19 protein-coding genes are annotated in these 21980 nt (G+C 55.5%); 10 read left to right on the top strand and 9 right to left on the bottom strand.

Features of this window, described 5'->3' with window-relative positions; translation table 11 throughout:
- Positions 1 to 440: 440 nt before the first annotated feature.
- From Fuma_RS04090 to Fuma_RS04080, 3 genes are all read right to left on the bottom strand, one after another.
- A complete protein-coding gene (locus Fuma_RS04090; protein ID WP_077023020.1) occupies positions 441 to 995 on the bottom strand; it encodes a hypothetical protein in 555 nt (184 codons plus the stop codon).
- A 58-nt stretch (positions 996 to 1053) separates the two neighbouring features.
- Positions 1054 to 1554 carry a DinB family protein gene (locus Fuma_RS04085; protein ID WP_077023019.1) on the bottom strand — a complete coding sequence of 167 codons (501 nt, stop codon included), beginning with the start codon at positions 1552 to 1554 and terminating at the stop codon, positions 1054 to 1056.
- Between the two features lie 107 nt (positions 1555 to 1661).
- On the bottom strand, positions 1662 to 2387 hold the full coding sequence (locus Fuma_RS04080) for an NAD(P)-dependent oxidoreductase (protein ID WP_077028089.1): 726 nt from the start codon (positions 2385 to 2387) through the stop codon (positions 1662 to 1664).
- Positions 2388 to 2612: 225 nt separating this feature from the next.
- Here Fuma_RS04080 and Fuma_RS04075 point away from each other — a divergent pair, with 225 nt between their 5' ends.
- On the top strand, positions 2613 to 3635 hold the full coding sequence (locus tag Fuma_RS04075) for a site-specific integrase (protein ID WP_077023011.1): 1023 nt from the start codon (positions 2613 to 2615) through the stop codon (positions 3633 to 3635).
- Positions 3636 to 4853 (top strand): IS91 family transposase, encoded by a 1218-nt coding sequence (locus Fuma_RS04070; RefSeq protein ID WP_077023010.1) that lies wholly within the window; start codon positions 3636 to 3638, stop codon positions 4851 to 4853.
- Between the two features lie 293 nt (positions 4854 to 5146).
- Here Fuma_RS04070 and Fuma_RS36550 read toward each other — a convergent pair whose 3' ends face one another.
- From Fuma_RS36550 to Fuma_RS04045, 4 genes are all read right to left on the bottom strand, one after another.
- Positions 5147 to 5632, bottom strand: coding sequence for an SMI1/KNR4 family protein (locus Fuma_RS36550; RefSeq protein WP_338030030.1), 486 nt, complete (start codon positions 5630 to 5632; stop codon positions 5147 to 5149).
- A gap of 1349 nt (positions 5633 to 6981) precedes the next feature.
- Complete coding sequence (locus Fuma_RS04060; protein ID WP_145943965.1) at positions 6982 to 7209, bottom strand: hypothetical protein; 228 nt, start codon at positions 7207 to 7209, stop codon at positions 6982 to 6984.
- 784 nt (positions 7210 to 7993) lie between these two features.
- Entirely contained in the window at positions 7994 to 8167 is a 174-nt protein-coding gene (locus Fuma_RS35135) for a hypothetical protein (protein ID WP_158520846.1), read from the bottom strand.
- A gap of 860 nt (positions 8168 to 9027) precedes the next feature.
- Positions 9028 to 9894: a DUF1963 domain-containing protein gene (locus Fuma_RS04045; RefSeq protein WP_077023014.1), complete on the bottom strand. Its 867-nt coding sequence runs from the start codon at positions 9892 to 9894 to the stop codon at positions 9028 to 9030.
- Positions 9895 to 10119: 225 nt separating this feature from the next.
- On the opposite strand from Fuma_RS04045, the gene Fuma_RS04040 reads away from it, so the two are divergent.
- Together Fuma_RS04040 and Fuma_RS04035 are read left to right on the top strand one after the other, a co-directional pair.
- The gene (locus tag Fuma_RS04040) at positions 10120 to 11142 is read left to right on the top strand and encodes a site-specific integrase (protein ID WP_077023011.1); all 1023 of its coding nucleotides are present in this window, start codon (positions 10120 to 10122) and stop codon (positions 11140 to 11142) included.
- Positions 11143 to 12360, top strand: a complete 1218-nt coding sequence (locus Fuma_RS04035) for an IS91 family transposase (protein WP_077023010.1) — start codon at positions 11143 to 11145, stop codon at positions 12358 to 12360.
- 293 nt (positions 12361 to 12653) lie between these two features.
- Here Fuma_RS04035 and Fuma_RS04030 read toward each other — a convergent pair whose 3' ends face one another.
- The gene (locus Fuma_RS04030; RefSeq protein WP_145943963.1) at positions 12654 to 13220 is read right to left on the bottom strand and encodes a hypothetical protein; all 567 of its coding nucleotides are present in this window, start codon (positions 13218 to 13220) and stop codon (positions 12654 to 12656) included.
- On the opposite strand from Fuma_RS04030, the gene Fuma_RS04025 reads away from it, so the two are divergent.
- The 4 genes from Fuma_RS04025 (at position 13210) to Fuma_RS34740 (ending at position 16555) form a co-directional block, all read left to right on the top strand.
- Positions 13210 to 13476, top strand: coding sequence for a hypothetical protein (locus tag Fuma_RS04025; RefSeq protein ID WP_077023012.1), 267 nt, complete (start codon positions 13210 to 13212; stop codon positions 13474 to 13476). The two genes, Fuma_RS04030 and Fuma_RS04025, sit on opposite strands and share 11 nt — an antisense overlap.
- Positions 13477 to 13672: 196 nt before the next feature.
- Positions 13673 to 14695 carry a site-specific integrase gene (locus Fuma_RS04020; protein ID WP_077023011.1) on the top strand — a complete coding sequence of 341 codons (1023 nt, stop codon included), beginning with the start codon at positions 13673 to 13675 and terminating at the stop codon, positions 14693 to 14695.
- The gene (locus Fuma_RS04015; RefSeq protein WP_077023010.1) at positions 14696 to 15913 is read left to right on the top strand and encodes an IS91 family transposase; all 1218 of its coding nucleotides are present in this window, start codon (positions 14696 to 14698) and stop codon (positions 15911 to 15913) included.
- A 333-nt stretch (positions 15914 to 16246) separates the two neighbouring features.
- On the top strand, positions 16247 to 16555 hold the full coding sequence (locus Fuma_RS34740) for a hypothetical protein (RefSeq protein ID WP_145943961.1): 309 nt from the start codon (positions 16247 to 16249) through the stop codon (positions 16553 to 16555).
- Between the two features lie 283 nt (positions 16556 to 16838).
- Here Fuma_RS34740 and Fuma_RS04005 read toward each other — a convergent pair whose 3' ends face one another.
- Positions 16839 to 17525, bottom strand: a complete 687-nt coding sequence (locus Fuma_RS04005) for a hypothetical protein (RefSeq protein ID WP_077023008.1) — start codon at positions 17523 to 17525, stop codon at positions 16839 to 16841.
- A gap of 194 nt (positions 17526 to 17719) precedes the next feature.
- On the opposite strand from Fuma_RS04005, the gene Fuma_RS04000 reads away from it, so the two are divergent.
- Both Fuma_RS04000 and recG read left to right on the top strand, forming a co-directional pair.
- Positions 17720 to 19096 carry an integron integrase gene (locus Fuma_RS04000; protein WP_218922387.1) on the top strand — a complete coding sequence of 459 codons (1377 nt, stop codon included), beginning with the start codon at positions 17720 to 17722 and terminating at the stop codon, positions 19094 to 19096.
- Between the two features lie 587 nt (positions 19097 to 19683).
- Complete coding sequence (gene recG / locus Fuma_RS03995; protein ID WP_077028087.1) at positions 19684 to 21873, top strand: ATP-dependent DNA helicase RecG; 2190 nt, start codon at positions 19684 to 19686, stop codon at positions 21871 to 21873.
- The last annotated feature ends 107 nt before the right edge of the window (positions 21874 to 21980 follow it).

Here is a 21980-nt window from a genome sequence, read left to right as displayed (position 1 = left end):
AACAAATGGGCCAAAGCCAAAGTGCGAAATGGACGAACGATGAGGCGATTTCCAAGTGCACAGTTGCGGGATGCGGCGGTGCTGGCTTGTCTTGCAAAAACGGGAATGAATTCGCGAAGTCGGCGTACGCGGGTGCTGCCGGTGGATCCCAAATTGGAGCTCGCGACAGGTGTAGGGAGCAGGTGCCACTATTCACGGTAACAAGAGTAGCAGTCCACCGGCAATTGACGAGAGAGTAGATCAACACCATGAGTGCGCCGACACAGAAGCACTGCTTCAAAGTGCGGCAGTCCTCTTTGGCGAGGTCACGCTTACGTGTGGTTGAATCAGTCACAAACAGTGCAGGCTCCTGCGATGCCATATCACGCTAAGCTTCGCCGAATTCGGCCCCGCTGCATGGTTTGCAAATGTCTTCACCGAGCTCGATCCTATTGCAGTGTCTACTTGCCCGGTGAGGTTCCTCCGAATCCAGTGTGCACTGGTTCAATAGAAGTTACGCCTTTGAAGTAGTTAAACACCATAGAATTTGGCTCGTGCGATTGCCAGTGCACCGTACTGCCATCGGACAACCAAATGACGCGGAACTCCGCTTCTGTGGCTTGTTGAACCGCTGCATTGAGTGCGTGACTGTCAATGTTGAAGTCTACAGAAACGCGAGATCGCAGCTCTTCAAACTGCCAAGCTTGTCCCGAACGATCGACGCTAGTTCGATAGTCATCGCGCAGGTCTTTCCACGAATCTGGCCACTGGTTGTCATTCGCACGCAAGTGTTCAATGACCATGTCCGCAACCCACCACACGGCGTACGAGTTACGTATATTCTGGTTGATGGAGTACACACTGTATCCTGTGATGACGACTAATGCCGCCAACACTGAAACTATCACGCGATTTCGACGCAGCTTCAATGGTGATTGTTCTCCAGTAAAAGGTTGACGCCTGAAATCCCGGCTTTCCGGCAGTGACGATGCTTTCAAATTCCCTCGGAACGACATCTCAGAGCATTCTTTGCTCCCCGCGGCTTTCAGAAACACGGTCCACCCGCGCTGCCGCTCAGAACCTCGGCGTGCCTCCGTTTAGACGATAAAGCAATGAGATCTGTCCGGCGTGTGTGTACCCATGTTGAATGCTCCACAGCAACGAGCCAAACTTGGTACTAAACATAGGATGTTCAAGAGGAGGGGAATCATCGAGCAATTCGTCGGTGAATGTGGGAAGTTCCGCGAGTATTTGGTCGTGGACTCGGTTGAATGTCGAAGTAATCAATTCAATCGAGGGATAGGCAGTAGGATCCGCATCAGGTGTGGAACCTCGCGCAAACTGCTCACGAAACGATAATGGAACCAGCTCCACATCATCCGGGCGATCGCCGCGTGGAATCGCAAGGGCCAGACCGTAATTGCCGATAGTGATGTGGCCAATCTGCCAAGCAATGTGAGTGGGGCATGCATCGGGGACGCGAAACCAATCGTCAGGACTAATTCCGTCAATCACCATGTTCGTGTATCGTCGGACAGAACGAAAATTCTCGGTCAGCAGTTCAATTCGGCTCATAAAATACGGGACTCACATCTCGTGACTAAAGGTCCAGGGCCACCGGATCGCGGCGAACAGGATTCAATTCAAACAAGCCGCGCAACCTGCGACTCAGTACACAACAGTTAATATCCCGCGTTATAGATGACGGGCATTTGACCTTTCCAGCGTGTCCACACATCATCGTCGACAATCAGGTCTGCCATGAAGTGCGCGACATTGATTCGGCTCGTCTTACCCGCGTTGAAGATCGCACTTCGCGTCGGCGACGGGTACGCATGGTACTCGCTGACGGCCGATTCGTCGGTCAGACTATCTGGGCGAACGACGGCCCATTCGATTGCCTGATCCGTTTGACCAATCACGGTACGCAGATAGTCGGCCGCCTCCTCATTGTCTGCATGAGGAGGGACGCTCAGCCGCAGCATCCCGATTACGCACTTTTGATGAAACGAAACGGGTTCGACAAGGTCACGATTAGAATTTCCGGCCGTATTCATCAGCACGAACTTGACTGGCCGCTCTGTTGCGTTTGATTTGACCGCGTTGCATAGCCGGCGAATCGCATCAGTGACCAACCTGCGAGGTTGACCATAAATGCCCTTCAGTGTCAAGTTATGTCCCAGGCACGAGGCTACGGCATCACAACCCTTGACGTATTCTGCCAGTTCAGTGTCGCTGGCCTCAGCAATTCCAGCCTGAATCACGGTTAGATGTTGATGGTCTAACAGCGTTCTGGGCAACTTATCGGGAGACCGCACGATGGCTTTGACGCGTTGCCCCCGGTCAAGAAGTTGTTCAACAAGCAGCCGCCCCGTCGCGCCACTCGCACCGACAACCAGTGATGTCATCTGTTGTACCATGAGTAAAAACTCTAAATGAAGTCGCAGCTTGAGGTCGCGAAGAACGACGTCAATCTATGTTTCCATGCGGCACACAGCTTGCGTGTGCAACGGATTGTTCAAGTGAGCCGCTGCGCGGCGGGGTATTTTCTAATGGAGTCTGATTTGCGAATGTAGTGAAATCTTGTGCCATGTCTTTCTGATTGTTTCTTTCACTTTCAGGGAGACCATTTCATGTCACACGATCATTCTTCACAGAACGGGAACAACAGCAACTCGGACGAACAACGCAGTAACAACCAACCCACGAAGTCGCTCCGCGAACGGATGTCGCAGGATCTGCAGTTGCGGGGTATGGCGCAACGGACTCATGATGGCTACCTTCGCGAAGTTCGCAAGCTGGCCGGTCATTACCACACGCCGCCGGATCAGCTTTCCGAACAACAGGTCGCCGACTATCTGTTGTACCTGATCAACGACTGCGAGTTCGCTCCGGGTTCGCTGCGAGTCGCTTACAGTGGGCTCAAATTCTTCTACAAGTACACCGAACCGCGTGACTGGAAAGTGCTCACGAAGCTGCGTATTCCGAAACAGAAAACGCTGCCGGATGTGCTGTCCATCGACGAAGTTCACCGACTGATCGCCGCCGTGCGGCAGCCGCGCAATCGAGCCTACTTCTGGGCCACCTATACGCTCGGCCTGCGGATGAGCGAAGCGCTGAGTCTGCAGATCGGCGACATCGATGCCGAACGCATGCTGGTGCATGTGCATCGTGGCAAGGGCGCGAAGGATCGCTTCGTGACGTTGCCGCATTCGACGCTGCATGTGCTGCGCAGTTACTGGAAGACGCATCGCAATCCAACGCTGCTGTTTCCGCAGATCGGACGCACGAAGAAAGAGGGCCCGACGACGTCGCGGCCGATGGATCCGTCGACCGTGCAAGGCTGCATCAAGGATGTGGTCAGCGAGCTCGGCTTCACCAAGCAGGTTTCGATCCACACGCTGCGGCACAGCATCGCCACGCATCTGTTTGAGGCCGGCGTGTCGCTGCGCTGGATTCAGAAGTTCCTTGGCCATAAGAACCTGCAGACGACGCTGGTCTACCTGCATCTGACGGATCCGAAGGAAGAAGACGGTCGCAAGACTCACGACGATATCGCCGACGCGGGAACATTGTTCGACAACATGTTTCCGCCGCCCGGCGAACCACCTATCGGTCCTGACAACGATCCGCACCGAAATCGCAAGCCGCGATAGATGCCGACCGTTGCCGACGTATTGCGGCAGCACGGGGACGACTATCTGAAACAGTTCGGCGAACGCATGCCGTTGCAGCACAAGCGCGTGCTGAGTTTCATATCAAAGTGTCGCACCGGAGAACTGGGCCATCTGCGATACGACTGCGGCGACTGCCAGCGAACTCACTGGGTGGGACGCAGTTGCAACAACCGACACTGCCCGAACTGCCAGTCTGACAAGACGCAGAAGTGGCTCGCCGATCGTCTGTCCGAATTGCTGCCGGTGCCCTACTTTATGGTCACCTTCACAGTGCCCGAAGCGCTGCGGAAGGTCGTGCGCGCTCACCAGGACGTGTGCTATCGAGCGTTGTTCGACTGTGGCAGTCAGACGATTCACGAACTGGCGTCTGGAAAGCGGTTCGTTGGCACGAAGCGGATGGGCTTCTTCGGAGTTCTGCACACGTGGGGGCGAGACTTCACGGTCTACAATCCGCACGTGCATTTCGTGGTGCCCGGCGGTGGTGTTTCGGAAGATGGTTCGCAGGAGCCAACGGCCACGCCTCGGCGCATGAAACGCACCAGGTCAAGCGGCTCGCCACGCCATGGTCCGCCGGGACCGCCCGGCTGGCAGCAGTGTCCGCCGAATTTTCTGCTGCCGGAGAAGGCCGCGTCCACAGTCTTCCCCGCGAAGTTTCGCGATGCGGTTCGAGCGGCGGGGATTGAGGACGAATTTCTGGCCGCTGATCCGCGTGCGTGGACTCGGCCGTGGGTGATGGATGTCGAAGCGGTGGGCGACGGACGCGGCGTGCTGAAGTATCTGGCTCCGTACGTTTACCGTGTGGCGATCAGTAACAACCGCATCGAGTCGATGAATGAGACTCACGTGACCTATCGCTACACGCCGTCGGGGAAGAAGTTTTCGAAGCGTCGCAAAGTTTCGGGGCAGGAGTTTGTGAGAGGCTTTTTGCAGCACGTGTTGCCGCCGAACTTTCACAGAATCCGCTACTACGGTTTTTTGCACTCACACAGTTCGCTGAGTATCGACTATGTGCGGATGCTGGCGTGTTTCTACCTGGGCATGTGTTACATCCTGGCGAAGCGAGCCGTTGCGGAAGAACCACCGAAGCGGCCGATGGTGTGTCGTGAATGCGGCGGTGACCTGCATCTGGTGATGATCACCGATCACGTCGGCCGAGTCCTGTACGAACACCCGCTGCCGTATCTCGATTCCGGATGATGACGTTGTCACACCGAACGAAGCCGAGTCTTCGAAGCTTGACGAATCGGCAGTACGCCTGAGCCAATCGATCACATAACCGTGGAGCAACCGAGTCTCTTAACGCTGCGCGGTGAGTAAATTCTGCACGAAACGAAGCAGAAAAACTCAGCCTTTCGCACCCAGCCGGGCTCCTTGAACAAAGCGTTTGAGCTTCGGCTCGACCAACCTGCATCGCCACCAACTCAAACAACAACATCAACCCCGCGACCAACCCGCCAACTACCATCGCCGCGAAGTCAAACGCTCATTAGTTATGCGTACGTATCACGCGGCCATGGTTGCTTTGATATCCAGTCGTTGAGCCAACGATCAAGGCTTTGATTTAGTGGCTTGACTGAGTCTGAGACGTTGGGATCGTCGATAAACATCATTGCGGAGTCGTCCGTGCAATCAACCAGCAGTGAAATATTGCAGCCAACCTCGCAGTACCTAATGAACCGTCGTGGGTAGGCGGACAGCCAATCCGGTTCATCTGGGTTGGGTTGTTGGTACAGGTGGTGCCACGATTCTACAGACATGGGGTACTCCCAGTGTGGCTCGAATGGCACATTAGCGGGATGCTTTAATCGGTTTACTCCGTAATTGGGGCCGAATCCACCGTCGGCAACCGTTAGGGCAATTTGCCGCACTAACTCTGGCAGTGGAAACCCAAGTTGGTTTTCCACGTGGGCAACGTCTGATTCGGATATGGGTGGATGTGGTGGCCGTGGCGGAAATATTTCACCGGAGTCATCCATGTACCCATTGTCGCATTCAATTGCTGGCGAACAGCGGATTCGTTCGGCGAGTTGTGTGAGTAGCTCATTCACGGTGTCTTGTACGCATAACGTTCATGATCACCCGGTTGCCGCGAGCGATGTTGACTTCGAAACCCGCGAGTCGGCAACTCGGGTGCATCCATTTGTTATTGGGCGTTTGGTTTGTTCGCAAGCTCACGCCCATCATGTGCGTTCGCCTTGACTGAATCGTACTGGTGCCTTTGCGGGTCTGGAAGCCTGGGTCTTTTGCGGTGAGGAAAAGGCATCCGCGATGACGCTGGCTGTTTGAGTTTCTGCGCTGCCGTTTTCTGTGTTCGAGCGAACGTGGTTTCCGTAAGTCGTAATCGCGTGCCAGCTTTCAGTCACGACCGGGGCAATGCTTTACGCCCGCACCCTGCATGATTGGATATGGCAATTCGCAGCAACGATCCAGGGCAAAGGCAGTGCGCAGAGCATAACGCGGCTGGAAGTCGAGGTTACTGAGTTTTGAGTCAACCGCCTGAGCGCGCGACCTTCGCGAGTGTCCGTGGCAGGGTTGCTCACGCCGAATAACGTCTGAGTTCACCGGGCAGCGATGAGCGACGCGGGATTCAGAGTCCACGACGCCGCTGCTCCGGTGCAACGAGTTGTTATTTTGCCCGCTGTTCGATCAACGATCACGCCGCGAGCATCAACAACATTCAGTCTACGGACAATTCGCCAAAACGAAAGCCCTGGATTGTCTGCCTGGGAGCCCTGGCAATCCGAATCACACGAAAGGGGTTGCCCGGAGCAATCCTTCCGTCGGTCGCAGGTGAACCTGATTCAATGGATGGATGAAGCGTCGACCGCAGAAACTTGAAGGTCGCCCACGAATTGATTTGATCTGGGCACGGATGGCAAGCAGCAGGAACTGACGATCAACGGGACGATTGCGAAGCGAGGTTTCGTGTGCGACGCATTCGGCGTGGCGTGCCTGCCATGGTCGCCGGACATCAGCCGATGTGTGGCAACCGAACACCGCCACTGATGCAAAATAACGAAAAAGGTAAGCCGTGTTGTGGCGGTAGACTGGAAAAATGAACGAGCCTCGCAATGAGCAAAACGCCATGGACCACAACTCGGCTTCACCGTTTGGTTAGCTGGCAGGTGTGCGGGTGACTGCCAGATTGACGCGCGGCGAAATGAGCAAAGTTCACGTTTGTGAGCGGGTGAGATTGTACGTCAAAGCGCTGGTGTTTCAGATTGGCCTTGCGTGGGCGTTTTGTGAATGGATGGAAAGTTTGTGTATTGCCAGCAATGAATACCGGGCAGATGTTACCAGAAGATGTGCCAAGACAATTGGGAACCTAACTGGGGCCGTGCGGAAGGTAGTCCAGAACTTTGCGTATGAGATCCGTGAGATACTCCACGACGCGTTCTCCAAAAATGTAACCGATCACTGCACAGAGCAGCGCGCTGAATGCGATAATGTCGCAAGGAAAGAAGATGCGGAAGTTGTCAACGGCCAGACTAATTAAGAGCCCCAGGAGGGCCCCCTGAATCGCTCCGATAACCATGCCGAATAGACGGCTCAAGTGCCAATTGATGCGATTCAGTTCTGATTGTCTATTTCTCCAATTCACGCTTCGATCCGTAGCCAAAACCGCGGGAATAGTGGCAAGCTGATGCTTTGCCAGCTAACGCCGACCATCAGCCGGTTGTGGCGGTTGATGATCCATGTGATTGCGGGCCGACCACAACTCGGCTGCATGGTGTTGTTATGTGTGGCTGGCATAGTCCAGCGGCAAGGATCCCTTTTCGAATTGAAATATAGTTCTATTGTGGTTGTCGTGCGAGGTTTCAGGTGGTTTTCGATCCTTGATTCTATCACCGGACATGTAGCCCTGCGAGACGACGCGTGGACCCAACACGAGATTGTCACTGATAATCCAAGTCCAGTAGTTGATACTCGAATCAGGGTGCTGTAGGTCCTCAGCGTTCGACACAATGTCGAGGCCGCGTGGAGAACGCGTCTGGTGAATGAGCGACCACGTTTTCACGTCGCCGGAATGAGGGGATGTGGATTTAGAAATCTCGGTCGAATCGAATGACGCCCCCCACGAGCATGAAGTGAGGATTGTAATGGGATTGGTGCCCCACGGTGCAAACTCGGGATAGATGCGAAATCCGGCGATGACGAGGACGACTACGACTGCACGGCGAATCCGCTCACGACTGGGTGACTTGGCGGCTACCACAGAGTGGCCTCCTTCTTTCGCACATAACGCCGACGGTCACCGGACCGTGGGGTGAAGATGTGAAATCAAAAAATCGGCGAGGCCCACGGTTCCGGTGCACAGTTTTGTTATGCCCTGTTGTTCAGTTTTCCGTCTCAAGTTTCAGCAGTTTATCTGGATCTTGAACGACAATATCCACGAATTGAGCCAGTTCGTTCAAGTCGATTCTTGGCGATTGTTGCCTGAGAAGTTCATGGTACTTGAGCACAAGTTGTTGCGACTTGGCTTCACCAAGGAGACTGCGTTGTTCAAACATCCTCGGGATCGTCGCGACCCCGCCACACCCGATCGAGGTTCCGCCGAACCAGCGCGCGCGGTGGTATGTCGTAGACCCCGCCCACACGTGTTCATGATCCGGGGAAGTGAACGAGTCAATCCAGTCAGAATATTCGTTGGAGGTCACTTCGTTTCGAACCTTCGTTCCGCAAACCCATTTTTCAACCCGGTCGCGGTAGCAAATCAGGCAACAGCTTTCATCCTGTTCCATTGGCCCGTATGCCTCAGATATTGTGCCCCAGAAAACGAACATGACCATCCAGAAAACGACGGCTACCACGGTTGTCGCGAGAAGTGTAGGTCGAAGCATCTTTTGGATCGTGGTTCGCTTCATGAGCGCTGAACTTTGGGGGCATAACGACCACGGTCACCGGACCGTGGAGTGAAGATGTGAAATCGAAAATTGGCGAGGCCCACGGTTCCGGTGCACCGTTTTGTTAGCAACTTTCCGGGAAGCTGAAGGGCTGGCTGAGCTTTAAAGTGTGGCTGCCGAGAAGCGGCTGTGTTGACGTTCTGAAAACAAACTCACGGTGAGAACAGGGAACCTTAATTGTCTGACAGGAAGCTCAGTAGTCAAGGGAGCAAAGTGAAAACGTGAGATCACTCCGTCTGACACGAAGCGGCGGAATCAAAGGAAAAAAGTGAAAACGTTTTCAACAATGGTCTGACTGAAAACCCAAGCGCCACAACCAACCATTTGAAACAATGCGATGAAAGGAAGAACTGTGACGTTGAGTTGCTAACGACCACGGTCACGGGATTGTGCCGGACGGCTTACATTTGAAAAAATCGGGGTGATGCACAATTCCCGTGCACCGTTTTGTTACTTGCCCACGCTGCTCAGTGCGTCTCACTGCTGCAGGTAATGGTCCCATCTGGCTTCAGGAAAAGATGCAGGCTGCCCATGTCACCGATCATCATCGAGTAATTGCCGGCAGAAGTTTCGCCGAACCCTCCGTCGTATGGCGTCTCACGATTCGCCCAAGGATAGCGAATTTCAGGAACTGCGTTGACCGAAGCGAGTTGGGCAATGTAGACGCCGCCTGAGACACAACCACGGTATAGATGATCTGGAACGCCACCAATCTTTACGGCAGGCAGAACCGCAATGCAATAATTGTCGCGTACATCAAGTTCTTCAGCAGCAGCGGAGGCTTCGGGGTAGTCTGCGGTTCGGTAAATCACTCCGTAGCCGTCAAAGTGTGTGTACTCGTAATCGAATTCAGGAAATTTTTGCTGGGAGATCAACTCTTGGTCCGTGACATTCTCCCAGATGAAATGCATCGACTTGCAATCGTCGTAACACCAGCCTGCCTCATCCTCTGTCAGTATCAACAATATATCCCCCGGAAGTTCGGGGACGAGGTCCAAAGAGTCACAAAAGTTTATTTGCGCCATGAACCACATCGGACTTCCATCGGCATTCGTCGGCCAAGGCTTTGCGGCAGGCCAGTAGGGCAACCCGCCGATCTTGGTTACTTGACGTTTTGAAGGCTCACCTTCGGCAAATACGAACGCATCAGTTGGCGTCCCATGGGGACGCCGTAATCCGTGCCGATCTCGGAGGGTTTCGACTGAATACAAGTCATACGGACCTGAAATATTCTGGCCGCGTAGGCCTTCTGCCGGCATAGCATCGTCGTAAGTTCGCTGGATAGCGGCAAAGTCAATCTCGTCGTGCACTTTGCCAGAAGTCAAGGTAATCATCGGGAGAAGGCATTCATCTTTGGCAAGTAACGTCGACCATCACCGGATTGTGCCGGACGGCTTTGATTTGTAAATTCGGGGTGATGCACAATTCCGGTGCATGGTATTGTTCAAGTGAGCCGCTGCGCGGCGGGGTATTTTCTAATGGAGTCTGATTTGCGAATGTAGTGAAATCTTGTGCCATGTCTTTCTGATTGTTTCTTTCACTTTCAGGGAGACCATTTCATGTCACACGATCATTCTTCACAGAACGGGAACAACAGCAACTCGGACGAACAACGCAGTAACAACCAACCCACGAAGTCGCTCCGCGAACGGATGTCGCAGGATCTGCAGTTGCGGGGTATGGCGCAACGGACTCATGATGGCTACCTTCGCGAAGTTCGCAAGCTGGCCGGTCATTACCACACGCCGCCGGATCAGCTTTCCGAACAACAGGTCGCCGACTATCTGTTGTACCTGATCAACGACTGCGAGTTCGCTCCGGGTTCGCTGCGAGTCGCTTACAGTGGGCTCAAATTCTTCTACAAGTACACCGAACCGCGTGACTGGAAAGTGCTCACGAAGCTGCGTATTCCGAAACAGAAAACGCTGCCGGATGTGCTGTCCATCGACGAAGTTCACCGACTGATCGCCGCCGTGCGGCAGCCGCGCAATCGAGCCTACTTCTGGGCCACCTATACGCTCGGCCTGCGGATGAGCGAAGCGCTGAGTCTGCAGATCGGCGACATCGATGCCGAACGCATGCTGGTGCATGTGCATCGTGGCAAGGGCGCGAAGGATCGCTTCGTGACGTTGCCGCATTCGACGCTGCATGTGCTGCGCAGTTACTGGAAGACGCATCGCAATCCAACGCTGCTGTTTCCGCAGATCGGACGCACGAAGAAAGAGGGCCCGACGACGTCGCGGCCGATGGATCCGTCGACCGTGCAAGGCTGCATCAAGGATGTGGTCAGCGAGCTCGGCTTCACCAAGCAGGTTTCGATCCACACGCTGCGGCACAGCATCGCCACGCATCTGTTTGAGGCCGGCGTGTCGCTGCGCTGGATTCAGAAGTTCCTTGGCCATAAGAACCTGCAGACGACGCTGGTCTACCTGCATCTGACGGATCCGAAGGAAGAAGACGGTCGCAAGACTCACGACGATATCGCCGACGCGGGAACATTGTTCGACAACATGTTTCCGCCGCCCGGCGAACCACCTATCGGTCCTGACAACGATCCGCACCGAAATCGCAAGCCGCGATAGATGCCGACCGTTGCCGACGTATTGCGGCAGCACGGGGACGACTATCTGAAACAGTTCGGCGAACGCATGCCGTTGCAGCACAAGCGCGTGCTGAGTTTCATATCAAAGTGTCGCACCGGAGAACTGGGCCATCTGCGATACGACTGCGGCGACTGCCAGCGAACTCACTGGGTGGGACGCAGTTGCAACAACCGACACTGCCCGAACTGCCAGTCTGACAAGACGCAGAAGTGGCTCGCCGATCGTCTGTCCGAATTGCTGCCGGTGCCCTACTTTATGGTCACCTTCACAGTGCCCGAAGCGCTGCGGAAGGTCGTGCGCGCTCACCAGGACGTGTGCTATCGAGCGTTGTTCGACTGTGGCAGTCAGACGATTCACGAACTGGCGTCTGGAAAGCGGTTCGTTGGCACGAAGCGGATGGGCTTCTTCGGAGTTCTGCACACGTGGGGGCGAGACTTCACGGTCTACAATCCGCACGTGCATTTCGTGGTGCCCGGCGGTGGTGTTTCGGAAGATGGTTCGCAGGAGCCAACGGCCACGCCTCGGCGCATGAAACGCACCAGGTCAAGCGGCTCGCCACGCCATGGTCCGCCGGGACCGCCCGGCTGGCAGCAGTGTCCGCCGAATTTTCTGCTGCCGGAGAAGGCCGCGTCCACAGTCTTCCCCGCGAAGTTTCGCGATGCGGTTCGAGCGGCGGGGATTGAGGACGAATTTCTGGCCGCTGATCCGCGTGCGTGGACTCGGCCGTGGGTGATGGATGTCGAAGCGGTGGGCGACGGACGCGGCGTGCTGAAGTATCTGGCTCCGTACGTTTACCGTGTGGCGATCAGTAACAACCGCATCGAGTCGATGAATGAGACTCACGTGACCTATCGCTACACGCCGTCGGGGAAGAAGTTTTCGAAGCGTCGCAAAGTTTCGGGGCAGGAGTTTGTGAGAGGCTTTTTGCAGCACGTGTTGCCGCCGAACTTTCACAGAATCCGCTACTACGGTTTTTTGCACTCACACAGTTCGCTGAGTATCGACTATGTGCGGATGCTGGCGTGTTTCTACCTGGGCATGTGTTACATCCTGGCGAAGCGAGCCGTTGCGGAAGAACCACCGAAGCGGCCGATGGTGTGTCGTGAATGCGGCGGTGACCTGCATCTGGTGATGATCACCGATCACGTCGGCCGAGTCCTGTACGAACACCCGCTGCCGTATCTCGATTCCGGATGATGACGTTGTCACACCGAACGAAGCCGAGTCTTCGAAGCCTGTCGAAACGACAGGACGCCTGAGCCAATCGATCACGTAACCGTGGAGCAACCGAGTCTCTTAACGCTGCGCGGTGAGTAAATTCTGCACGAAACGAAGCAGAAAAACTCAGCCTTTCGCACCCAGCCGGGCTCCTTGAACAAAGCGTTTGAGCTTCGGCTCGACCAACCTGCATCGCCACCAACTCAAACAACAACATCAACCCCGCGACCAACCCGCCAACTACCATCGCCGCGAAGTCAAACGCTCATTAGTTATGCATCTCCGTCGCGGTCCTTTATTGAACCAGCGGCTGAGGATTGGCGTGCGAACACAATAGTTGAGAAAGCGAACCACAACAGAATGAATGCAACATGTAACAGCCAGAACGCGGTGTCATTATCGGTATTGATCGGTCCAGAGGCGAATGCGTAGGACGCACCGATGAACGTTAGCAGCAGGCCCGTTAAGAATCCAGAGATTACTCCAGTAACATAGTTGGCCCGATGGGGAAAAGTAAAGTTGTGAAGCGAGAACCCAAACGCTGAGGCGAAATAGATGAACAGTGCAACGTGGTGCTGAATATCCAGAAATCGAGTGTTGAGGGAGAAGCCGAGCGGAATAAACAGGAGAAGGTAGGGAGCCAGAATGGTAAGCCCCTCCTTTTGTCGATCAGGAACCACTCGTACCACGTACGCCAGCAAAGACACAGCAATGAATGCGAAGGCGGACGAGAACCCAATCAGCCCAGGGCGAGGCGTGTAGGTTGTTGCCAAGACGAACATGATTGCTGCATAACGGCCAGCATCAGCGCGGCACGAAAGGAAGACAATGACAGACACGAAAAGCGATGCTGAGTGCTCCGCTGCATGCGATTGTTCTACGGACGGTGCGTCCGCAAGGGATGTCGCAATTGATGCGGCATTGTGGCGACTGGCTCTCCGGCGATGTCCTTCCATTACGGTGGCAGGGTTTCAGAAAATCGGAGAAACGGTTGTGTTTCGTGGCGGCTACACCGTGTTGCTGCATGGTAAACCGCTGGCTGTCGTAACGTTGCATGGGGACAGCGAGTTCTCAATCAATGTGTTTAGTCCGTAGAACGTCACCAATCACCCGGCGGCGACGAGAGATTGTCCATTTGAAAACGCCCGACTTCGCCGCTCGGGTGCACCGTTTTGTTCAAGTGAGCCGCTGCGCGGCGGGGTATTTTCTAATGGAGTCTGATTTGCGAATGTAGTGAAATCTTGTGCCATGTCTTTCTGATTGTTTCTTTCACTTTCAGGGAGACCATTTCATGTCACACGATCATTCTTCACAGAACGGGAACAACAGCAACTCGGACGAACAACGCAGTAACAACCAACCCACGAAGTCGCTCCGCGAACGGATGTCGCAGGATCTGCAGTTGCGGGGTATGGCGCAACGGACTCATGATGGCTACCTTCGCGAAGTTCGCAAGCTGGCCGGTCATTACCACACGCCGCCGGATCAGCTTTCCGAACAACAGGTCGCCGACTATCTGTTGTACCTGATCAACGACTGCGAGTTCGCTCCGGGTTCGCTGCGAGTCGCTTACAGTGGGCTCAAATTCTTCTACAAGTACACCGAACCGCGTGACTGGAAAGTGCTCACGAAGCTGCGTATTCCGAAACAGAAAACGCTGCCGGATGTGCTGTCCATCGACGAAGTTCACCGACTGATCGCCGCCGTGCGGCAGCCGCGCAATCGAGCCTACTTCTGGGCCACCTATACGCTCGGCCTGCGGATGAGCGAAGCGCTGAGTCTGCAGATCGGCGACATCGATGCCGAACGCATGCTGGTGCATGTGCATCGTGGCAAGGGCGCGAAGGATCGCTTCGTGACGTTGCCGCATTCGACGCTGCATGTGCTGCGCAGTTACTGGAAGACGCATCGCAATCCAACGCTGCTGTTTCCGCAGATCGGACGCACGAAGAAAGAGGGCCCGACGACGTCGCGGCCGATGGATCCGTCGACCGTGCAAGGCTGCATCAAGGATGTGGTCAGCGAGCTCGGCTTCACCAAGCAGGTTTCGATCCACACGCTGCGGCACAGCATCGCCACGCATCTGTTTGAGGCCGGCGTGTCGCTGCGCTGGATTCAGAAGTTCCTTGGCCATAAGAACCTGCAGACGACGCTGGTCTACCTGCATCTGACGGATCCGAAGGAAGAAGACGGTCGCAAGACTCACGACGATATCGCCGACGCGGGAACATTGTTCGACAACATGTTTCCGCCGCCCGGCGAACCACCTATCGGTCCTGACAACGATCCGCACCGAAATCGCAAGCCGCGATAGATGCCGACCGTTGCCGACGTATTGCGGCAGCACGGGGACGACTATCTGAAACAGTTCGGCGAACGCATGCCGTTGCAGCACAAGCGCGTGCTGAGTTTCATATCAAAGTGTCGCACCGGAGAACTGGGCCATCTGCGATACGACTGCGGCGACTGCCAGCGAACTCACTGGGTGGGACGCAGTTGCAACAACCGACACTGCCCGAACTGCCAGTCTGACAAGACGCAGAAGTGGCTCGCCGATCGTCTGTCCGAATTGCTGCCGGTGCCCTACTTTATGGTCACCTTCACAGTGCCCGAAGCGCTGCGGAAGGTCGTGCGCGCTCACCAGGACGTGTGCTATCGAGCGTTGTTCGACTGTGGCAGTCAGACGATTCACGAACTGGCGTCTGGAAAGCGGTTCGTTGGCACGAAGCGGATGGGCTTCTTCGGAGTTCTGCACACGTGGGGGCGAGACTTCACGGTCTACAATCCGCACGTGCATTTCGTGGTGCCCGGCGGTGGTGTTTCGGAAGATGGTTCGCAGGAGCCAACGGCCACGCCTCGGCGCATGAAACGCACCAGGTCAAGCGGCTCGCCACGCCATGGTCCGCCGGGACCGCCCGGCTGGCAGCAGTGTCCGCCGAATTTTCTGCTGCCGGAGAAGGCCGCGTCCACAGTCTTCCCCGCGAAGTTTCGCGATGCGGTTCGAGCGGCGGGGATTGAGGACGAATTTCTGGCCGCTGATCCGCGTGCGTGGACTCGGCCGTGGGTGATGGATGTCGAAGCGGTGGGCGACGGACGCGGCGTGCTGAAGTATCTGGCTCCGTACGTTTACCGTGTGGCGATCAGTAACAACCGCATCGAGTCGATGAATGAGACTCACGTGACCTATCGCTACACGCCGTCGGGGAAGAAGTTTTCGAAGCGTCGCAAAGTTTCGGGGCAGGAGTTTGTGAGAGGCTTTTTGCAGCACGTGTTGCCGCCGAACTTTCACAGAATCCGCTACTACGGTTTTTTGCACTCACACAGTTCGCTGAGTATCGACTATGTGCGGATGCTGGCGTGTTTCTACCTGGGCATGTGTTACATCCTGGCGAAGCGAGCCGTTGCGGAAGAACCACCGAAGCGGCCGATGGTGTGTCGTGAATGCGGCGGTGACCTGCATCTGGTGATGATCACCGATCACGTCGGCCGAGTCCTGTACGAACACCCGCTGCCGTATCTCGATTCCGGATGATGACGTTGTCACACCGAACGAAGCCGAGTCTTCGAAGCCTGTCGAAACGACAGGACGCCTGAGCCAATCGATCACGTAACCGTGGAGCAACCGAGTCTCTTAACGCTGCGCGGTGAGTAAATTCTGCACGAAACGAAGCAGAAAAACTCAGCCTTTCGCACCCAGCCGGGCTCCTTGAACAAAGCGTTTGAGCTTCGGCTCGACCAACCTGCATCGCCACCAACTCAAACAACAACATCAACCCCGCGACCAACCCGCCAACTACCATCGCCGCGAAGTCAAACGCTCATTAGTTAGCCAGTCTGGTAGCTCTGGGCTGCATGGAGAATAAATATGGATTTACGAGAGCCAGTTAGAAAAGCGGTGGCATTAGGAACATTTGTGCCAATACGAGACGATTTAGATGAACCGGAGAACGACGATGAATTCCGTATCACGGTACCAGATCCAACACAACCTTTATTTCAAGAGGTCATCGATAGACACGGACTCGAATTTAGTGACTCCGTCACCGGCTTGCTCAAGATAGATGAATGGGATTTTTGTGCTGCAACTCTCCATTTGGAGGGCAAGTGGGACCAAGGAATCCCACCCGATGAGTTGAAGGCCCGACTTGCTGCTAGACGTAAAAGTAGTGGCTGAGTCTTGAGTTAGAAACACTCGGACATGATCTTTACCGTCGATATCAGATGTGATTAAAGATGGTGGTCCTTCAGGTTTTGTGAACACACCGATTGTGAAATATTTGCCATCAATGTCTTTGACGGGGGAATGGAAGACATCAATATCAGGATCGGAATCGTCTTTGATCATTGTGGAATCTTTGTCTAAGAGATTGAGGGCTAACGATCGGGTTCACCGGGCCGGGAGGGAAAAGTTAACCATCAGAAAACGCCCGCAAGCCCGGCTCCGGTGCAACCCATGGTTAGCCAGCACGATTGTGCCAGAGCTTCGCATAGAACCGTGGGACTTCAAGGATGAAGAAACTAATGATGCTGCAAGAACCGACGGTCACCGCGGGGACTGCGACTATAAGAAACAACGGAAGTTGACCAGGAACGGCTAGTGCATACAGGCTATGGACTCCCTTGAAAATTGCGAATACGGCGAGTCCGCTGCACACAACCGACATGAGTGCCTTAAGTGGCGTGCCGATAAACCTGCGCACCCAGTCTTTGGCCTCCCACGCATCGAGTATCGGCTCAAAGTGAGCCGGCCCCGAGGCATGAAAAATCTCGTGATACGGCAATAGCTTAAGATCCTGTGTTTCATCATTGACGGCCGGCGCAACGACTGTGTCCGCGTAATGTCTGGCGAGCCGCTCTACAACTTCGTGGGCGCGGAAGGAATGGCAGTATTGAATTAACTGTGCAAACCAAAGTGATGACAGGATGAATGTGGAAATGGCAAAGAATGTTAACGGAGAGACTTCGCCAAGACTGAAAGGCAGTTGGATATTCGGCTTGTTCGACGCGCTGTAAGCGTTCACCAGTAGAAGTGCCGCAACGCCCATTGAGCTCGTCCAAAGTCGGAACTGAGCGCGGAGGATTGCCGAATAGGCGGTGCACGCCTCTTTGTACGGCTCGGGCAGTTTTGGTGGATCCGTGGCCATGCGGACTTTGCTGGCTAACGATCAATAATTCACCCGGCGTTTGCTGGGTCTAAAATCTTATTGCCGGGCTTCTGCCCAACTGACTCCAGCTTCTCAGGTTTTATCCACAATTGCAACACTCGCCTGGTGACTTGGAAATAAAAACTGAAATCGTAGACTCCTGCCATATTCGACGTTTTGTGAGGAGTCGCGCGGTGAGTGTTCAGAAGTTTGAAGAGGTGCTGGAGGCAGGGAAATATTCGCGGGACGAGCGGAGTTGGTTCGTGAAGTGGATTCTGCGGTTTCGCGAGTTCCTGTATGAGAATGAACTGCTGCCGGCCGACGTTGACAAGGCGATTGTGATTCGTTTTTTGCAGCAGGTGAAAACTCAGGGCACTCCGGCGTGGCAGCGACTGCAAGCGGTGCAGGCGATAGAGATTTACCACCAGGACGTATTGCAGCAGCCGATTGCTGAACTGCAGGGAGTGGTCACCACGCTAAGTCGATTCGCCGGTCAGCAGAAACTGCTGGGCACAGACCAACCGTTGTCAGCCAATGAAACTGCGGGCCTGGTCGGCAGGATCGATCCTGAGGAACCGGCGATGCTGCAGAAGGTTCGTCGGGAAGCTCGACTTAGCGGATTGCTGCGGCGGACGGAACTGGCGTATGTGGGCTGGATCAAGCGGTTTCTGGTCGGGCATTCCACGGCGGCTGCAGGTTTGGCGGATGATTCGGCCGCCGCGCTGCCTCCAGAGTCTGCCATTCGACAGTTTTTGAGTTCGCTGGTGGTGGAAGGAGATGTGGCTCCCAGCACACTGAATCAGGCGAAGAGTTCTCTTCTGTTTCTGTACCAAAAGGTGTTTGCGCAGAGAATTGGTTTTCTGGACGTCGTTCCGGCAGGCAAGGCAGAACGTTTGCCGGTCGTTTTTAGTCGGGAGGAAGTTTCCCGGCTGAGGCCGCTGTTTTCCGGATTGAAGCAGTTGATGTTTCTGGTGATGTACGGGGCCGGGTTGCGGCATTTGGAATGTCGTCGGCTGCGTGTGAAGGACGTGTGTTTTGACGAAGGGCACATTGTGGTGCGGAATGCGAAAGGCGATCAGGATCGCATCACTGTGCTGCCCAATGCTTGTCGTGAATTGTTGCAGCAGCAGATTACTCGCACGTTGTATCAGCACAATGAAGACCTGGAACAGGGACGGGGCCGCGTCTGGTTGCCTCACGCGCTGGAGCGTAAGTATCCGAATGCCAACGCGGAACCTGCGTGGCAGTGGGTGTTTCCGGCTCGACAGCATTCCGTCGACCCGGTCAGTGGCGAGCGGCGTCGACATCACGTGTGCGAAGACTATTTTTCCGGGGAGTTCAAGAAGCATTTGAAGCGATCAAAGATTGTGAAAAACGCAGTTCCTCATTCGTTGCGCCATAGCTTTGCGACTCACCTGCTGGAAGACGGCGCCGACATTCGCACGGTGCAGGAGTTACTCGGCCACAAGGATGTGCGGACAACCATGAAGTATCTGCACGTCATGAACAAACCTGGCCTCGCCGTTAAGAGCCCGCTCGACATCATGCCGGATCGTTCCGGTCACAATTAACGGGACGTGTTTGGCCGATCTGAGAATTCAGACTGCCCATCGCGAGTTGCGAGACGTTGAGCTGAGGGTAGGTCCAGCAGGGAGGCGACGGCATCCCATGCGAATAGATTGAACAGGATTCTGAGGTGGACTTGCATCATGTGCCTTCCATTGAACGCCCTTGCACGCTGCATTGAGTTCTGATGTGAGAATAACAGCACGCTGAGTCGCTCGCACAGGCGTCGCGGCTCACGCGCACTTCTTGCCGTGCCGCGACTGTATCGTGCGAAGTGGCGTGCTGGAAATCCGTCACAGAAATGCGAGCCGGGCATAGTCGCGGAAAACGATTAACATCCTCAGCGCACTTGTGGTGGCCGGAAGACGATTCTGTGGCTGCTTTCGCAGGTCAATCTCAAGGCAGACAGAGTGCAGACAACCGGGGCCAATGCCGTGTGGCTCGGAAATCTTTGACCGCGGGCGAGCATTCGCGTGGCGAGATTCTGCGCAGATTGCGGACGGCGAAACGGCTACACTGCCGCTTTGTGACCTCGTGGAATGACGCGTGACGTGCGGGGCGCTTGACCGCTCGGATAATTCAGACCGCTCGCATGTCGGAACGTACTTCTTCACAAAACACGGCTCAGGAAATTAGTTCGTCGCAGGACCCGCTGGCCACTCCGGTCCAGTTTCTAGCGGGCGCGGGGCCGGATCGGGCCGCATTGCTCGCGAAGCTGGGCATTCATACGGTGCTGGATTTGCTGTGGCATGTGCCTCACAGCGTGAATGACTTCAGTGATTTACGACCGGCTCACAAACTTGAAAAAGACGTCGAACAATCGGTGCATGGTCGCGTGGTTGATCGCGACACCCGCAACCTGTCGAAGGGGCGTGTGCTGGTTGGTGTGTTGCTGGAATGCGATGGTCAGTTTGTGCGAGGCACGTGGTTTAACCAGCCGTGGATGCTGAAGAAGTTTCGGGACGACGACCACGTCATCTTCAGCGGCAAGCCACAGCGCAAATCGGGTCGGTGGGAATTTGGAAACCCGCGGATTCACTGGATCACCAGTGAGGAAGAATCGGAAGACGTTGGCAGCGTGGTGGGCGTTCTGCCGCGTTACCCGCTGACCGACGGCATCAAAATGGATGCGATGCGGCGGATGACTAAAGCCGCCGTAGAAGGCTACGCTCACCTCGTACCGGAACCGCTGCCGGAGTACTTTCGCAAGCATCATAATCTGCCGGACCTTCCGACGGCGTTAAAGTTTCTGCACACGCCAACTTCACAAAAGCAATTCGACGCTGGTCGGCATCGGTTGATTCTGGACGACTTTTTCGAATTCCAACTGGGGCTCGCGCTGAGGCGTCGTTTTTGGGGCACTAATTCGAAGGCACGAGCAATTGCTATGACGGCGAAAGTTGATGCGAGAATTCGACGGCTGTTTGATTTCCGGTTCACCAACGGGCAGGACGTCGTGGTGAAGGAGTTGGCGAAAGATCTGGAACAGTCGCAGCCGATGCATCGTCTGTTGCAGGCGGACGTGGGAGCTGGCAAAACGGCGATCGCGGTGTATGCGATGCTGTCGGCGGTGGCGAGTGGCTATCAGGCCGTGTTGATGGCTCCGACGGAAGTGCTGGCGACTCAACATTGGCAAACCTTCGAAGAAATCCTGGTCAACAGTCGGGTGAAACGCGGCTTTCTTGTTGGCGGGTTGCCCGCCGCCGAACGTCGGCAGCTTTTGGCGGACATCGCGTCGGGCGACTGTCAGCTGGTCGTGGGAACTCAGGCCGTGATTCAGGAATCCGTGAAGTTTCGCGACCTTGCGTTGGCGGTGATCGACGAGCAGCATCGCTTTGGAGTGCGACAACGGGCCGCGTTTGGCAACAGCGAAGGGGGCGAAAGCAGCGAACCCGCATCACCGGAAGCGATCGCTGAAGCTCTGTCGCCGCCCAGACAGCCTCACGTGCTGGTCATGACCGCCACGCCGATTCCGCGCAGTCTGTGTTTAACGCGGTTTGGTGACCTGGACATTTCGACCATTCGCGAACTGCCGCCGGGACGGCAAAAGGTGATTACCAGCCGCGTCCAAACGCCGGACCAGACGACTCGCGCGTGGGAGTTCGTGCGGAAGCAGGTCAGCAAGGGACGACAGGCGTATGTTGTGTGCCCGCGAGTGGAAGGTCAGTCGGAAGAAGACGACGCGGCGGCCGAAACGGTGTTCAGCAATCTGCAGCGTGGCGAGCTGTCTCATTTGAAAGTCGGCCTGCTGCATGGGCGGATGGACCGACAGACTCGGCACGACGTGATGGACCGTTTTCGAGACCGCGAAATCGATGTGCTGGTGAGCACCACGGTGATTGAAGTGGGCGTCAACGTACCCAACGCGACGATCATGGTAGTGCAGCAGGCCGAACGTTTCGGCCTGGCTCAGTTGCACCAGCTTCGCGGTCGAATTTGTCGAGGCAGCTATCAGGGCTACTGTTTTCTGATGTCAGAAAGTGACACTCCGGAAGCCAACGATCGGCTAATCGCGATGGAAGAATCGTCCGACGGTTTTAAGCTGGCCGAGCGTGATGCGGAATTGCGTGGACCGGGCGATGTTCTGGGAACGCGGCAAAGCGGGTCGCTGCCGTTGCGTGTTGGCAATCCGATTAAAGATATCGCCGTGCTGCAGGTCGCTCGACGAATGGCGTATGACCTCGTCCGCACGGGCGATTTCGATTCGCCCGAATTCGCGGACCTGAAAAAGCTGGTGCTCGACCGGTTCGCTCACGTGCTGGACCTGCCGCAAACGGGATAAGCGTGCCGCCATTCGGGGCCAATCGCCAGCAATGACTTTGCCACTGAAGCTAGCGATCTTGGTGCGTTTGGTTCGGAGCTGGCGGCCACTAGTAGCAGGTTGCGCTG

Source organism: Fuerstiella marisgermanici, from assembly GCF_001983935.1.
Lineage (GTDB): Bacteria > Planctomycetota > Planctomycetia > Planctomycetales > Planctomycetaceae > Fuerstiella > Fuerstiella marisgermanici.
Note: the sequence above shows the minus strand (reverse complement) of the source record. Positions and strands in the feature narration are given on the sequence as shown.

Bases quoted from the DNA above. Each gene is read 5' to 3' on its own strand.
- Fuma_RS04090 (WP_077023020.1), bottom strand. From the start codon at position 995: ATGTCGTTCCGAGGGAATTTGAAAGCATCGTCACTGCCGGAAAGCCGG.
- Fuma_RS04085 (WP_077023019.1), bottom strand. From the start codon at position 1,554: ATGAGCCGAATTGAACTGCTGACCGAGAATTTTCGTTCTGTCCGACGA.
- Fuma_RS04080 (WP_077028089.1), bottom strand. From the start codon at position 2,387: ATGACATCACTGGTTGTCGGTGCGAGTGGCGCGACGGGGCGGCTGCTT.
- Fuma_RS04075 (WP_077023011.1), top strand. From the start codon at position 2,613: ATGTCACACGATCATTCTTCACAGAACGGGAACAACAGCAACTCGGAC.
- Fuma_RS04070 (WP_077023010.1), top strand. From the start codon at position 3,636: ATGCCGACCGTTGCCGACGTATTGCGGCAGCACGGGGACGACTATCTG.
- Fuma_RS36550 (WP_338030030.1), bottom strand. From the start codon at position 5,632: ATGGATGACTCCGGTGAAATATTTCCGCCACGGCCACCACATCCACCC.
- Fuma_RS35135 (WP_158520846.1), bottom strand. From the start codon at position 8,167: ATGTTTGAACAACGCAGTCTCCTTGGTGAAGCCAAGTCGCAACAACTT.
- Fuma_RS04045 (WP_077023014.1), bottom strand. From the start codon at position 9,894: ATGATTACCTTGACTTCTGGCAAAGTGCACGACGAGATTGACTTTGCC.
- Fuma_RS04040 (WP_077023011.1), top strand. From the start codon at position 10,120: ATGTCACACGATCATTCTTCACAGAACGGGAACAACAGCAACTCGGAC.
- Fuma_RS04035 (WP_077023010.1), top strand. From the start codon at position 11,143: ATGCCGACCGTTGCCGACGTATTGCGGCAGCACGGGGACGACTATCTG.
- Fuma_RS04025 (WP_077023012.1), top strand. From the start codon at position 13,210: ATGACAGACACGAAAAGCGATGCTGAGTGCTCCGCTGCATGCGATTGT.
- Fuma_RS04020 (WP_077023011.1), top strand. From the start codon at position 13,673: ATGTCACACGATCATTCTTCACAGAACGGGAACAACAGCAACTCGGAC.
- Fuma_RS04015 (WP_077023010.1), top strand. From the start codon at position 14,696: ATGCCGACCGTTGCCGACGTATTGCGGCAGCACGGGGACGACTATCTG.
- Fuma_RS34740 (WP_145943961.1), top strand. From the start codon at position 16,247: ATGGATTTACGAGAGCCAGTTAGAAAAGCGGTGGCATTAGGAACATTT.
- Fuma_RS04005 (WP_077023008.1), bottom strand. From the start codon at position 17,525: ATGGCCACGGATCCACCAAAACTGCCCGAGCCGTACAAAGAGGCGTGC.
- recG (WP_077028087.1), top strand. From the start codon at position 19,684: ATGTCGGAACGTACTTCTTCACAAAACACGGCTCAGGAAATTAGTTCG.